Here is a 14,972-nt window from a genome sequence, read left to right as displayed (position 1 = left end):
TAAAAACTAACCATTGACTTCTGATGTGGATTACTTATGTTAGAAAAACATGATGCGCTAATATAAGCACGCATGAGATGAACCGAAATAGGATGATTTGTAAGTCATTCTTATTAGGAACATAAAGGCTTAAAAATGATGTTGAGCCTATTTAAAATAATAATTCATATTAGGGACAATTATGAAAAGACCTCAATTTTGGCAGAGCGCCTGCGCTGCTGCTGTATCACTCATCCTCACACCTACCGCTTTTGCTGCCGAGCCCGAAGTCGAACGCATTGAAGTAACAGGTACTCACATTAAACGCACGGATTTAGAAGGCGCTTCACCGATGACGGTGTTAAGTGCTGAAGATATTGCCCGCTCAGGCGCACAGGATATTTCGCAGTTACTGAGTAAGTTACCTGTTTCAGGGAGTGGCACTTTCTCAACCCAAGGTAATAACTCTGATGATACCGCTAATGGTGGCGCTGCTGTGTCATTACGTGGTTTAGGCGCAGATGCCACTTTAGTATTGTTGAACGGCCGCCGTATTGCGGTGTCATCTTTTGCTAAATCCATTGATACCGCGTTTGTGGATATTAACTCAATTCCTATTTCTGCAGTGAAACGTATCGATATCGTTAAAGATGGCGCCTCAGCAACCTACGGTTCTGATGCTATTGCGGGTGTGATAAACATCATCATGAAAAAGGATTTCGAAGGATTCGAAGTCAACGGTAAACTTGCTGAAACTGTCGAAGATGGCGGTGGTCAGCAAGCGGGTTCAATTTTGTGGGGTACAGAAGCCGCTGACGGTAAGTCGCATACCACCGTAATATTTGATTACTTTAAAGAACGTGAAACTCTCTTTGCCGACCGAGACTATTCAAGCTCTGCCGATCAAACACCAAATGGCGGTGATGATTTTCGTTCATCTGCAGGTAATCCTGGTTCATACATTCCTGCGACAATTGGCGCTGATGGCTCCATAACGCCAAAGTCTGATTTATTCAGCTGGACGCCTGATGTCAATTGCCCAGCGGACAGTGTAAAAGGAAATTATTGCCGCTATGACTACGCACCACTGATGACATCAGTGCCAGAATCGACTCGCATGGGGTTATCGGTATTTCAAGATTACGAGTTTAACGATGAGTTGAGTTTATTTGCTGAAATGATGTATCAGCATAATGAAAGTGTGGTGAAAGGGGCGGCAAGTCCATCATTCGGTGAGTTTTATATGCTAAATGATAATCCACTGTTTACTAGCGGCGCTGCGACTAATCCTTTTCCTGGTGAAGACTTAACCATGCGCCGAAGACTCACTGAAACGGGACCTCGCCAAAAATCATCTGAATCAGATAGCGCTAGAATTGTATTAGGGTTAAATGGCATGTTATCGGATTGGGAGTGGGAACTGGCTTATACCTATTCTTATAATCGTAATCATGAATATGGTGAACAAGGTTTTGTGTGGACACCACGTTTACAAGAAGCCATTAACTCAGGCGCGTTTAATCCATTAGCAACAAGCCAGCAAGGCGATGTGATTGATGATATTAGCGTCAGTACCACCCGTAATGGTAAATCTACCACTAATGCGTTTGACGGAAAGATTGCTGGTGACTTGTTTGATATGCCAGCGGGCAGTGTCGCGATGGCGGTTGGGTTTGAATATCGTGAAGAAAAATTATCAGATAATCCTGATGAGCTGTTTAAGCGCGGCGAAATATTTGGTACCGAAGCGACTGAAGCCTATGGCGAGCGCGATCAAACCTCATTATTTATTGAGCTTGCTGTACCAGTATTTGAAAAACTCGAAGCACAATTAGCATTGCGATACGAAGACTATAGTGACTTTGGCGATACGACTAACCCTAAAATTGCTCTGCGATATACCCCATTAGATAATTTAACCTTCCGTGCAAGTTGGGGCGAAGCATTTAGAGCACCATCATTAGTGCAATTAGGCTTAGGCCCATCACAGGAATCTCCGGGATTAGTGGATGCGGTACGTTGTCCATTAACAGGGCTTGAAGAAGACTGTACCGCGCAAGAGCGCACGGTTATTTTTTCGGGTAACCCTGATTTACAACCTGAAGAGTCAACTTCTTATAACTTTGGCGGGATCTGGGAAATTACCGATGGCTTAAGTGTCGGGGTGGATTACTGGAATTATGATCAAGAAGGTTTGATTACTTCTGATACTCAATATTTGGTTAATACTCAAGGTGATGATCCAAGCGTTGTAAAACGTGAGCCTACCGATGCCAATGGCGTACCTGGACGTATTATCGAAATCTATGACCAGTTTGCTAACTTAGGTAGCCAGACGACTGATGGTGTTGACCTTGATGTGCAATACACCATGAATACGCAAAGTGCGGGTGAGTTTGGTTTTAATTATAACCTCACTTGGGTCAATAGTTTTGATCAAGTACGTGAAGACGGTTCGACCCGTGAACTTGCAGGTGAATACCAACACCCTGAATATCGCTGGACGGGTGGCATGGATTGGGGCTACACCAACTGGCAAACCAGTGCGCGCTTAAACTATATTGGTGAATATCAAGATAATATCGATGCGGGAGCTACAGGAACCATAGATTCAATGATGACTTTAGATTTAAATGTCACCTATATTGGTTTCGAACATTGGTCACTGACGTTAGGTGCTAATAATGTATTGAATGAAGAGCCTTCATTCAGCGCCGCTGATTTCATGGGTTACGATCAGGCAACCCATTCTGCCATCGGTGCATTATGGTACGGTAAAGTCAGTTATCAGTTTTAAATAACTGAACATATGTTAGGTTAACTCCTAGCTCAAGACAGAAGGCGAGCTTTAGGCTCGCCTTTTTATTGGTATCATTTTCGATGACACTCATTTTAAATCTGTTTGATTTTACGAAGTCTGGTTCAGTAGGTAATTAATCAAAGGAAAATAGAACATGGAAATAGAAGCAAGCACAGGTATTACCTTATATGGCACTCCGCGCAGCAGAGCGCTGCGGGTTTCATGGTTATTGGAAGAGCTCGGAGTTGATTGGCAGTTTTGCTTTCTTAACTTTGCCAAAGGCGATAACCGTTCTGAAGAATATTTAGCGCTGAACCCAAGCGGTAAAATGCCTGTAATTACTGATGGTGATTTTGCGCTAACTGAGTCAGCGGCTATTTTGCAGTACCTAGCGGAAAAGTATGGCAATGGTGCTTTTTTACCAGAACCTGGCACTGAGCAAGCGGGCTTGCATCACCAATGGGTTAGCTTTGTTATATGCGAATTAGAGCAACCTTTATGGAGCATGGGCAAACATCGTTTTGCGCTGCCAGAAGAGCAGCGTGTAGATGCCATGCTACCGGTAGCAAAATTTGAGTTTGATAAAGCGGCTAAGATAGCTGAACAATGGGTACCAGAAACAGGTTATGTTTGTGGTGATGAACTCACCATAGCTGATATCTTACTGACTCAAACGCTTTTGTGGGCGACAGTATTTGAGCAAACTATTCCACCAAAGTTGACGGCATATCGAGATAGAGTGAAACAACGACCTGCAATGACTAAGGCGTTAGAAAAGTCAGAAGCGATTGCGAAGGCTGCTCAAGAAGAGTAACGATCAAATCGTGAATTTTTGACATGAAAAAAGGAAGCGAATGCTTCCTTTTTTATTTATCTACTCAGCTTATTAAAGCTGAGTCGCAGCCCATTTAGCTCGGCTTTCGCGAGATTCACTCATGCCATTATCAGCGCGGAAACTTTTATAAGCTTCAATTTCAAGTGGAATAAGGCTGACTTCTACTTCTAATACAATTTGGCATTCTTTTTTGATGCGCCATGCTGCAGTATTGTATAGCTCAGTAAAAGGCAATGAGCTTAAAAACTCAGGATTGTACTGAGTATAAATAGCCTGAGTTGGGTAGACCACAAAGGCTAAACGTCGCTTTGGTTCGGTTTTGAATAGCGCTTCAATACCGTCAGTGGTATTGAGTACTTGCATCTCAATGGTATCTTCAATTTCAAGTAACTTCTTTTGTGCAACTTCTGGCGCATCAGTTTCGCCAGCTTCCCAAGCAGTAACTGCTTCAGCAGTTGTTTTAGTTAGTTCGGCAATTTGCTCGACACTTAACCCTAATGATAAGCGTAAACACTGCATTTCGATTGCATTCAAGTTATTTGATTTAGCCATGGTTTTTCCTATTTAATCTTGTCGTGTTGTGGTTAAAACATAGGTGAATCAAATTAATTACTTACGTTTTAACCAAATATCTTGAATCCAATCCCAGAGAGATTCCCACATGATGTCTGCCATGCGACCATTCTTGAAAAAGCGCACATTGGCTTCTTGGTCGATACAGTAAAAGTTATCCCCTTGCTGACAAATCGCAATGTACTCTCTTGGCATACCCACAGACCAAGCGTAGCTGGTCACTTCAGGTAAATAGGTATGAGAATATGGGTCAGATGCCGTAACCATTTCAATAGCACCGTAAATAACATCACTACCAAATAGCAGGTATTCTTTTAGGTCGTTGGGCAGTGAAATTAAAATTTGCTCTTCAACTTCTACCAGTTGCTCGAATGTCGGTAATTCAAGTGGTACAGGGACCGTTTCGCTTAAGTCTTGAAGCATTTCAATGATGTCATTCATCAGTGTTTCCAGTTATCGGCAATAATGGCGGGAGTATAGCTTGTATGGCGCTCTTAACCAATTTGAATTAATCGAAAAACCAACAAAACAGCAAAAAATAATAAAAAAAAGCACCTTAAATTAAGGTGCCAAAATGGAAGGGGGTTGAACGGAAATAGGCAAAGCTTAATGGGGTTAAGCTGCTTGGGTTTGGTCTCCTATGTGTGTGTTGTCAAATTGGGCAAGGCTTTGGCGTTTATAGCTAAGCCAAGCTTTGTGATAAAGCTTATGTGATGACTGACGCAGCTTAACAATTTGCATTAACTCTAAATCAGTTAGGGCGCGGTGTTGGGTTTGTGCGACAGCTTCAATATGCTGTATTTGTTCATAGACTTGATGTTCTGGGCCGCTTTTAATCTCAGCGATTTTGCTCAGATGTAATTGCACTTCTACAATCATTTTTGTTTGCGGTAATTTCACTAATAAATTTAAGTCGCGATAGCCTGATGCTTTGGGGTCTGCAAAGCGGTTTTTAACTTGCACAACCTCTGTGGTCTCAGCCAAGGCATCATAACTGCGCATTAATGTTTCAACGTCATCGGCAACCAACGTTGCTCTGGCAATATCGGTAATGAAACTGGCATCGCCATTGAATTTTCGTTCAATTTTTTGTTGCGCCCTTTGGTAACTTTTAATCTCAGGCATCAGTATATGAGTATGGCTTTCTTGACTGATGTTGTTGAGTAAATTACTCAGTTCTGTTTGCGCTAAAGGGGCGCGTTCAAATAACTGTTGTAAGCTATCAGTTTCTTGTTGCGGCGCAGTACCTGAAGTACTTGCTAGGTTTAATAGACTGTCTAAATCATCAACAAGGGTCTGGTTAACATCGTAAACGGGTTTAACAGGGCTAGTATCAACAGTAACAGCTACGGCATTTCGCGTAGTGAGTAATAATAAAAATATAAAAAAGGTACGAAAAATTCTGTTCATTTGCGTTACCACTGACTCTAAAGTTATGAAGGCATGAGTAATAAAGTATTCGTTATAACCCTTTTGGGATATGTGATTACTTTAACTGGTGGAAGCTGAATCAAAGCTGAATATTTTTTCGACTATGGACAGGTTTACCAATCTTTACAAAGTGATTATTAAGACTGTGATATTGAATATTGAGCAGGCTTTGATTTGCTAAATCTAGAATGTTAAATAGCAATAAAAAAGGACATCGAAATGATGTCCTTTTTAGTCGTTCTATCCTTTAAGAAATAAAGGGTAGCTCAAGTGAGTATTTACCAAATCTTTACGCGTTTAGCTGGTTCGATATACATTTTATCGCCTTCTTTCACGTCATAAGTTGTGTAGAACTCAGGCATGTTAGATAGGGCACCTAAAGCACGGAAATGGCCTGGTGAATGTGGATCAGTTGCAACACGGTTACGCAAAGCTTCTTCTTTCATTTTCACTCGCCAGATTTGAGTGAAGCCCATAAAGAAACGTTGATCGCCCGTTAAGCCGTCAATCACTGGTGCTTCTTTACCGTCTAATGACATTTTGTAAGCTTTATACGCAATAGTCACACCCGATAAATCACCGATGTTTTCGCCTAGTGTCAGTTCACCATTAACATGTAAGTCATCAAATACTTGGTAACCATCATATTGGGCAATTAAAGCATTCCCTTTTTTGGTAAAGGCGGCTAAATCAGCTTCAGTCCACCAATCACGCATATTTCCTTCGCCATCGAATTTAGCACCTTGGTCATCAAAACCATGACCCATTTCGTGGCCGATTACTGCGCCGATGCCACCGTAGTTAACCGCATCATCTGCTTGCATGTTGAAAAACGGAGGTTGCAAAATTGCCGCTGGGAACACAATCTCGTTCATCGTTGGATTGTAGTAAGCGTTGACGGTTTGCGGCGTCATGTGCCACTCGCCTTTATCAATTGGGCCGCCAAGTTTAGCAATATCTTTATTGTGGCTTTCAACGCTTGCACGCTGCGCATTACCGACCAAGTCATCGCCTTTAATGGTTAGCTTGCTGTAATCTTTCCATTTATCAGGGTAACCAATCTTTGGATTAAATTTGGCTAATTTGTCTTTAGCGGCCACTTTAGTGTCAGCACTCATCCAATCTAACGAGTCGATGCTAGTGCCGTATGCGCCACGTAAGTTTTCAACTAATACACTCATGCGATCTTTGGCTGCAGAAGTGAAATGACGCTTAACGTACACCTTACCTACAACTTCACCTAAAGTGCCACTGACTGTGTTTACACCACGTTTCCAGCGAGACTCTTGCTCTTCTTGACCGTTTAAGGTTTTAGAGAAGAAAGCAAAGTTTTCTGCATCAATGGCTTCAGACAAGTTACTTGCTGCGTGGGTTAATACGCTCCACGTCATGTAAGTTTTAAGGGTGTCTAAATCTGTTGCACCAATCACTTCACTCAAGCCGCTCACGTAACTAGGTTGGTTGATGATGATATCTTTTTGCTCTGCAACACCCATAGTTGTCAGGTATTGGTTCCAATCAATGTTCGGAGCAAGCTCTGCAAGCTCAGCTATTGTCATTTTATTGTAAGTTTTAGTGCTATCGCGGCTTTCAACCACATCCCAATGCTTTTCAGCAATGGCAGTTTCCAGGGCTAAAATAGACTCAGCAGCAGCCTTACCATCTGCAAGACCAGCTAAGTTAAACATTTTTTCAATGTGCTCAACGAAAGCTTTACGAATATTAACGAAACGTTCTTCTTCGTTAAAGTAATAGTCTTTTTCTGGCAGGCTTAGGCCATATTGCCAGATATGGGTGGCGTAACGGGTTGAGTCTTTTGCATCAACATTAACGTAAAAAGCCAGTGGGGTGCCGTAACCGTTAACCTGGCTATAGGCAAAAAAGTTAGTGAGGTCAGCTTTTGATGAAATAGCAGTGATTTTATCAAACTCAGCTTGGATAGGTGTGACACCTAATTTATTTAACGTTTCAACATCCATGAACGCGCGATAAAGATCGGCCACTTTTTGTTCATCAGTGCCAGCTGTTAGAGTAGGCATTGCTGCCACTTCTTCAATGATTGCTTTCACGTCTTCACGAGCATTTTCACGTAGGTCGTAAAAGGCGCCAATATTAGTACGATCGCCCGGGATTTCAGCTGTTTTTAGCCAAGTGCCGTTTACATATTCATAAAAATCATCTTGTGGACGTACTGATTTATCGATGTTTTGAAAATCGATACCTGATGTTAATGCAGTTTGAACTGCTTCAGCCGTTGCCGTTTTGGTGGAGTTCTGCACTTCATTATTACTACAAGCACTGAGACCTGCGATCAATGAGGCACAAAGTCCCCCAATAACAAACTTATTCATGTTGTTTCCTTTGCATTCTTGAAATCAAGTATTAATAAGCTCTTCAATGAGCTTTAGATGCTGATTTTTCATTTATTCTTTTAAACAGCAAAAGTGTAAATAGAAAATCAGTCTTTATTGTTGTGAACCCCATGTTAAGTGTTGAAAAGGGCATTTAACAAGGGGATAGGGCATTTTTGTTGATAAAATGTGAGCTTTTCAGGAACTGATATGTAACTAAAAATTACCGTTTTACTGCAGAAGCGGAATATTTGTTTTTCATTTGATGGTTCACGGCTCATAATAGCGGCTAATTAGACACTCAATTGGTTGTAGTAATGCGTTTAGATAAGTTTATCTGTGAAAGTACTGAGCTCACTCGTTCATTGGCAAAAAGAGTATTAAAGTCAGGTGAAGTTACCTGTGATGGCGTGGTGGTAAAAGATGCCAGTTATAAAGTCGCTGAAGATACTGAAGTGTGCATCGAGGGACGTCAGATAACCATTATCGGTGAACGTTACATCATGATGAATAAGCCGGTCGATACGATTTGCTCAACCATTGATGAAGAATATCAGTCGGTACTGAGTTTGATGGATATTGAAAAGGTCGATACGTTACATATTGCAGGGCGACTTGATGTGGATACCACCGGGTTAGTGCTCATTACCAGTGACGGTTTGTGGTCGCACAAAATCACTTCACCTAAGAAAGACTGCGGTAAACGGTATTGGGTTGAGGTGGCTGAGCCACTTGATGAAGCTTTGATTGAGACCTTTAAAGAAGGGGTTCAGTTACGTAGCGAAGATGGGTTAACCAAACCCGCTAAGCTTGAAATTCTAGATGACACTCATGCTCGTTTAACCATCAGTGAAGGCAAATACCATCAAGTAAAACGTATGTTTGCCGCTGTGGGCAATAAAGTGGTCAATCTTCATCGTGAAGCGGTCGGCAGTATTGAAATGGAAGATGAATTGCTTGAAGGTGAATGGCGATTTTTAACTGATGAAGAAGTAAAGTCAGTTAAATAGTTTACGACCCCCACGATTGATAATCGGCCATAAAAAAGGGCCTTCTTTACAGAAGGCCCAAACACTAGTTTTGGAACGCTATATTAGTGTAGTTTACGACGTCGCGCAGCGCCCAATAAACCGACCAAAATAAGACTAAAGACCCCCATGCTACTGCCTGAATCAGATTTCGCAGGTGTTTCTTCTGGCGCCTCTTCTGCTGGTGGTGCTGCATCGATATCATCAGAATTCACCATTAACATAAAGCTTGTGCTGGCTTGGTCATGTTGATTAGCCGAATCCATCATTGTCATTGTCATTGTCATTGTCATTGTCATTGTCACAGTCACAGTCACAGTCACTTTAGCTTCTGTTTACCATACCAATCAGTATCTGGAGTGATAGTAAAGCTCATTCCGTCTACTTAATCGACACGTTTTCACTGTGCATGTATTCCACTGTTAATTCTTCCATGACTTCATTTGCAGCCATTTTCTTACTCGGTATGCCGAAAGCGGTAATGTTGGTTAGGTTAAAGTAGCCAATACTACTTCAAGCTGTAAACCGATATTGAATATATAAAAGGAAGATAAATCCTTAAGAATATAATGTGAGCTGATTCTTCATTCATGTTGTAACTGTTGAAGTAAAGGTGAGGCGTTAAGCAAGGTCGAGTTAATTGTAAAAGAGTTAAAGAATCAACCTGACTCATCTAGTGTAGTGCTTGAGCAGCGCTTAAATAGTATTTGTATAAGACTAAGTAAAACCAAAATAGTCAATTACATCATAGGCTCTTAGCCATGATGTTCAATTATGCTAAGTCAATCAGCTTCTAGAATAATATGTTTTTGGCTATTTATAAGCATAAAAAAGGCCTTCATCTGAAGGCCTTTTGATTGATTATATTAATGAATTATTAGTGATACTTTTTACGACGACTTGCGCCAAGTAATCCTAAGAAAACTAACCCTAATAAACTTAAACTTCCTCCATCGTCATTATCTGGAGTTGCTTCAGGTTCAATTGGATTCTCTGCTGCTGGTGGAGTTGGCTCCACACCATCAGAGTTAACCGTTAACATGAATGTTGTCGTGCTCATATCATTCGGGAACAAGTTATCAGACACTGTCACAGTGACCATGGTTTCACCCCAGAAATCAGCTGCTGGCGTAATATCAAAACTTGAACCTGATGTATGACCATTGACTACAGCAGTCACATTTTCGCCAGTGACTGTAATGGTGTTAGCAGACATGCCACCATCATTATCAGTATAGTGAACAGTAATGCCTTCAAGAGTCATGTTTTCTTCAACCATCTGGTCATCGATTGCTAACATGTTGATATTAGATGCAACGGTTATTGTTTGTGTTGCACTAGCATCAGCAATCCCATCAACTGTTCCTGTTACTGTCATTTCTTGATCCATACCTAAGGCAGCATCAATAACTTCAGCTTGGAATTCAATCGTGATACGACTAGATTGTGGGCCATCGATGTTATAACAAACCACTAAACCGTCTTTTAACTTATCGTTTAAATCGTTATAAGCAAATGATTCACCTTGGTGACCATTTAATGGCCACATGCCAGCACGCGGGCCATTGTAACCACGTACACCAATTGAACCGCTACCGTCTTGGCTGCCTACATCAACATTGTTATAAGCCATGATGTATTCATACTCACCGTCTACATGTCCTGTTCGCTCACGCATGAAGACTTGGAAATCATAACTATCATCACGTGGAGTGATAGTTTGTTGCCAGTTTTCATCGTAACCGAAGTCATGAGTTGACGCTTTATCCCACTCTACTAATGTGTAACCTTCAAAGTAAGCAACGGTAACCCCTTTCTGTAATGCAGGATCCCAACTTGGTTCATACATAGAAAGAGTGGTTTTTTGGTTCCAGTTTTCATCTTGCGAAGCATTCCATAACGGCGCTACGATGAAATCCGCAGGTGTAGTATATTCAGTCGCAGGTAGTTCCAAATGAACTTCCTGCGGCATGATGTCCCACGGGTTGTACTGAACATAATCAAGTTGTAACCAACCACGAGAACTTAGTACCACTTGGTCTGTCACGAAGTATTCTTCATTATCGAAAGGTGCCATAGCATTATCGATAGTAGGAATTATGATTTCATGAGTCCAAGTACCCCAGCCCCATTCATTGACTTCATAGAATGAGCCCCAAGAAGGTGCCATACCAAATCGTGCAAGGTCAACATACTCGCCGTCTATTGAGCTACCATCGAGGTACTCAATGTTCCAAGGTGTACGACACATTGCATCAGTTTCATTGGTTGTAACGATATAGTCAGTCTGTTTATCTGCAGTGTTTAACTGCTCAACTTGGACTGTAAAGCCATTATCGGTAGCAACGACTCCTGCAATACTTTCACTTAGTGAGCCATCAATAATACGTAAGCCGTCAGATAAGCTTGCTGCTATGTCAACTAAACGGTTCTCGCCGCTTTGGTTTGCCTGAACAGTTAAACGCATATCGATAATATCACCAACTCGAGCAGCATCTTGTGTGCTATCAATTGACACTGTGTTTTTACCACGAGTCATTTGCATAGGCACTAAAGTCAATGAACCTTCTTCATTAGCACCTGCATGAATAGCTGCTGCTGAGTAGTAGGTTTTGCCTTCTTCCATCATCATATCCCACTCAATGTTCAACGAAGAATTAAGTTCTTCAGAGTCAGAGAATGATAATTGAATGTCAGAAGTAACATCTTTTGCGACAACAGCATAAGACATCTCATAGGTATCAACACTTTCCCATGGGTACATAAGATAGTTTTGCACCATGATGACGTACTCGCCAGCTTCAGGATTTTCTAGTGAACAGTATTCCCCAATGCTAGTTTGTGGCAGTTGCGAACCACAAATCGCTTCAGAATAGTGGTACATGCCATCGCCATTGAAATCACGGAAAATCATGATGTCAGCATCGGCAAATATATCGTATTCCGTATTCATTGAAGACTTAATACGGTCAGTGATTTCAGCTCTAAATACTGCAGAGTTTTCAGGGACAGTGACTGGGAAAGTGGTAACACTTGCCAAATCGGTATTCCAAAAACCCTGATCATCAACAAATTGTTCACCGAACTGAAGACGTGCCGAATCAAATTCGATTGTTGTTGCTTCAACAGGGGTATAAACAACTCCTGATAACGTGTTTGCTGGCACACCAAATGGTACGTTTTCAATCATGTGGCTAGCAGTGTCATCATGGGCTTTAACATTGATAGTGTTAGGCAATGTTGTACCAATGAATGTAGCTGAATACGGCCAGTGAGATGCAGGAATAGTTTCATCAGTAGCGATGAAATGAATTTCACCTTGAGCATTGGCAATGGTGCCATCATGCCAAGCCATATCTGACTCTTGGAACGAGCCGTTAATGGTTAAGGTAATTGATTCACCTTTCTTTAAGCTAAATTGCGACGGCGTTACGCTGACGTTAGCGCTAGGGTCTAATGAGTAATCCCAGTAAGGTTGGCCTTCACTTGCACGAGCCACGCTCACATCCCAAGTGCCATCTTGTGTTGCTGTAACCGTTCTTAACCACGAGCAATCACGACCACAATCGTTATTAATTAACTGTGGTAAGTTCAAGTCTCGGACTAAACCGCCATTTTGTGGGTTAGCACGGCGGAAGTTATCAGCTGTTTCATCCATGATCAAACCAGCATTAATTGCACGCTCGACATTGGCTAAGCCATGTCCTGCACGATAGACGCCAGCGACTTTTGTTTCGCCAGTATTAGGGTGCAGTGTTTTGATAGCCATGCTATCAGCAGTCATTTGCAGGGCAGACTGTACTTGGCTTGCTGTCCATGTTGGGTTAGCTTGGCGGATCAACGCCATCATACCTGCAACATGTGGAGATGCCATTGAGGTACCACTGATAGCGTTATAATTACGGGTATCAGCTTGCGAATTGAATGGGTTTTCATCATTCCATGCGGCAAAGATATCTACACCTGGAGCTGCGATACCTGGACTAAATAATTCTTCAACTGTGCTAGAAGGACCACGAGAAGAGAACGTTGCTAACCAATCAGCATCGTCTGGGTTTATATCGCGTGTTGCACGAGATGCAGTAATGGTACCTGTTAATGTTTCGCCTTCAGCTGACATTAACCAAGGCTGTAAGCCTTTCACATTCCAGCTACCGAAATATTGAGTAGCGGTTAAATGAATACCTGGGATCACATAAGCATCGTCAAATACATCATCACCTTCATCCCAAGTGTTATAAAGTACAAAACCACCTGCGCCACCAGCTTGAACATTTATTGCTTTTTCAACACGGGCAATATCGCCGCGCTCACAAACAACAATATCAGTTTCTTGGAATGTATCTGCAGCAAAAGGCGTATTACAACGAGCATCACCATGATCGCCAGCAATAACAAAGTTGCCACTAAATTCACCAGAAACGCCAGCGCCATCAAGTTGCTCAGGGGTTAAAGTCGTGTCGCCACCAGCAAAAGCATTTAGGGCTTTATCATGAATATTGATTGAACGTGAATGCGTTGTCGCTGCAACGTTTAATACCCAAGGCGAAGTGTGGTCGACAGTGTATAGACTATCAGTACCATAAGCCGCACCAGAGTTACCTGCTGACAATGCAACGGCAATGCCTGCTTCACGGGCTGATAAAAATGCCATTTCAAATGCGTCATTCCATGGGAAGCTTTCGCCGCCACCAATAGACATGTTAATCGCATCGACACCATCAAGGATTGCTTGTTCAATACCAAATAATATCGCATCACCAGGACAACCATCATCAGTACATACTTGATAAGAAATGATGTTGGCATGTGGAGCGACACCAGAAATCATTGGCATTTGCACACCAATTGAGTTACCTGGCCCGCCACCTAAAGATGTAGTTACAACATCGACATCATACAAGATGTTACCAGCAACGGTGCTGGCTACATGGCTTCCGTGTCCGTTGTAATCTTCACCAAATTGCAGTGACTCAGGGTACTGGCCGGTAATCGATTCATGGGTGTAAACACCGATTAATTTATCATTACATTTATCGGCAAAATCAGCTTCAGCACAACCGCCAAAATAATTACCTGCACCTAATGGGTTAGTATGAACGTAGCCATCGCCGCCAACAGCAGCAAAAGAAGGGTGGTCAGTATTCACACCAGTATCGATAATACCAACGACCATACCTTCACCTTGGTACTTTTGACCGTCAGGTGTTTGGCTGCCGTCCCAAATTCCGCTAGCGCCTACATGTTCAGGGCCTACATCTGTGTGCAGTTGTAGTTTGGTAGAACGTTGAATATAAGCAACTTCCGACTGCTCAGCCATGCGCATAGCATCTTGCTGTGTCATTTTGACTGTAAATGCGTTAATTGCGGCTGTGAATTGTTGATTCGGGGTCACGCCAGTGGCGGAAATAACTTGCTGCTGTTTAGATAAAAGGTGTGATTTATACGTAGCAATAGATTGCTGATCCATTGAAGCGGAATTTGTACTATTTTGCTGAGTGCTTTGACGCAAAGCTTGTTTGGTCGAAGGAAGACCAGGAATAGTCCCGTTATAAGTTGCAATGGGCTTGTCGTGTAATCGAACAATGTAAGTGTGTTCGCCAGTAATACCTTCTTCAATATTAATCTTATCAACTGCAGATTTAGGTTGATAATGGATATTACTTAAACTACCACGGCGTAATGGGGTTGTTCCCATTTCAGTTTTATACTGAGTTGCTTGTTGTTTTTGTTTATGAAGCTCCATCATATTAATACTTGTTGGTATTTGCGGTGGAGTATCCAATGTAGAGTGCTGTCCATTATCAGCGACTACATTGCCGACACCACCTGCATATATCGCAGCCAATGTCATCAATGTCAATTTTTTAATTCTCATGATGAGTTCCTATTAATTATTATTTTAATGACCACGAATAAAAAAGTGGTTAATCAGATATTGCAAAATTGTTACCAGATAATCCAATGCGAAATTA

Annotated in this window: 9 protein-coding genes; 3 read left to right on the top strand and 6 right to left on the bottom strand. The window is 41.9% G+C overall.

Annotated elements, in window-relative coordinates; translation table 11 throughout:
* Positions 1 to 181 precede the first annotated feature (181 nt).
* Together BCU84_RS15215 and BCU84_RS15210 are read left to right on the top strand one after the other, a co-directional pair.
* Positions 182 to 2,776, top strand: coding sequence for a TonB-dependent receptor (locus tag BCU84_RS15215; RefSeq protein WP_102528922.1), 2,595 nt, complete (start codon positions 182 to 184; stop codon positions 2,774 to 2,776).
* Between the two features lie 157 nt (positions 2,777 to 2,933).
* Complete coding sequence (locus BCU84_RS15210; protein ID WP_102528921.1) at positions 2,934 to 3,593, top strand: glutathione S-transferase family protein; 660 nt, start codon at positions 2,934 to 2,936, stop codon at positions 3,591 to 3,593.
* A 72-nt stretch (positions 3,594 to 3,665) separates the two neighbouring features.
* Here the strand turns inward: BCU84_RS15210 and BCU84_RS15205 are convergent, their stop codons facing one another.
* From BCU84_RS15205 to BCU84_RS15190, 4 genes are all read right to left on the bottom strand, one after another.
* The gene (locus BCU84_RS15205; protein ID WP_102528920.1) at positions 3,666 to 4,166 is read right to left on the bottom strand and encodes a DUF4447 family protein; all 501 of its coding nucleotides are present in this window, start codon (positions 4,164 to 4,166) and stop codon (positions 3,666 to 3,668) included.
* 57 nt (positions 4,167 to 4,223) lie between these two features.
* A complete protein-coding gene (locus tag BCU84_RS15200) occupies positions 4,224 to 4,628 on the bottom strand; it encodes an SMI1/KNR4 family protein (protein ID WP_102528919.1) in 405 nt (134 codons plus the stop codon).
* Positions 4,629 to 4,802: 174 nt separating this feature from the next.
* Complete coding sequence (locus BCU84_RS15195) at positions 4,803 to 5,597, bottom strand: RelA/SpoT domain-containing protein (protein ID WP_102528918.1); 795 nt, start codon at positions 5,595 to 5,597, stop codon at positions 4,803 to 4,805.
* Positions 5,598 to 5,896: 299 nt separating this feature from the next.
* Complete coding sequence (locus BCU84_RS15190; RefSeq protein WP_102528917.1) at positions 5,897 to 7,969, bottom strand: M13-type metalloendopeptidase; 2,073 nt, start codon at positions 7,967 to 7,969, stop codon at positions 5,897 to 5,899.
* Between the two features lie 317 nt (positions 7,970 to 8,286).
* Here BCU84_RS15190 and rsuA point away from each other — a divergent pair, with 317 nt between their 5' ends.
* Entirely contained in the window at positions 8,287 to 8,979 is a 693-nt protein-coding gene (gene rsuA, locus BCU84_RS15185) for a 16S rRNA pseudouridine(516) synthase RsuA (RefSeq protein WP_102528916.1), read from the top strand.
* An 83-nt stretch (positions 8,980 to 9,062) separates the two neighbouring features.
* On the opposite strand, the gene BCU84_RS15180 is transcribed toward rsuA, so the two are convergent.
* Together BCU84_RS15180 and BCU84_RS15175 are read right to left on the bottom strand one after the other, a co-directional pair.
* Positions 9,063 to 9,284 (bottom strand): GlyGly-CTERM sorting domain-containing protein, encoded by a 222-nt coding sequence (locus BCU84_RS15180; RefSeq protein WP_133146650.1) that lies wholly within the window; start codon positions 9,282 to 9,284, stop codon positions 9,063 to 9,065.
* Positions 9,285 to 9,874: 590 nt separating this feature from the next.
* On the bottom strand, positions 9,875 to 14,875 hold the full coding sequence (locus tag BCU84_RS15175) for a S8 family serine peptidase (protein ID WP_241906453.1): 5,001 nt from the start codon (positions 14,873 to 14,875) through the stop codon (positions 9,875 to 9,877).
* Positions 14,876 to 14,972: the final 97 nt, after the last annotated feature.

The sequence above is a fragment of the Shewanella sp. 10N.286.51.B7 genome (genome assembly GCF_002873615.1).
GTDB classification, from domain to species: domain Bacteria; phylum Pseudomonadota; class Gammaproteobacteria; order Enterobacterales; family Shewanellaceae; genus Shewanella; species Shewanella electrodiphila.
The sequence above is the reverse complement of the archived record's forward strand: the minus strand, read 5'-3'. Positions and strand labels throughout refer to the sequence as shown.

Coding starts and splice junctions, on each gene's coding strand:
- BCU84_RS15180 (WP_133146650.1), bottom strand. CDS start 9,284: ATGACAATGACAATGACAATGATGGATTCGGCTAATCAACATGACCAA.
- BCU84_RS15190 (WP_102528917.1), bottom strand. CDS start 7,969: ATGAATAAGTTTGTTATTGGGGGACTTTGTGCCTCATTGATCGCAGGT.
- BCU84_RS15215 (WP_102528922.1), top strand. CDS start 182: ATGAAAAGACCTCAATTTTGGCAGAGCGCCTGCGCTGCTGCTGTATCA.
- BCU84_RS15175 (WP_241906453.1), bottom strand. CDS start 14,875: ATGAGAATTAAAAAATTGACATTGATGACATTGGCTGCGATATATGCA.
- BCU84_RS15210 (WP_102528921.1), top strand. CDS start 2,934: ATGGAAATAGAAGCAAGCACAGGTATTACCTTATATGGCACTCCGCGC.
- rsuA (WP_102528916.1), top strand. CDS start 8,287: ATGCGTTTAGATAAGTTTATCTGTGAAAGTACTGAGCTCACTCGTTCA.
- BCU84_RS15200 (WP_102528919.1), bottom strand. CDS start 4,628: ATGAATGACATCATTGAAATGCTTCAAGACTTAAGCGAAACGGTCCCT.
- BCU84_RS15195 (WP_102528918.1), bottom strand. CDS start 5,597: ATGAACAGAATTTTTCGTACCTTTTTTATATTTTTATTATTACTCACT.
- BCU84_RS15205 (WP_102528920.1), bottom strand. CDS start 4,166: ATGGCTAAATCAAATAACTTGAATGCAATCGAAATGCAGTGTTTACGC.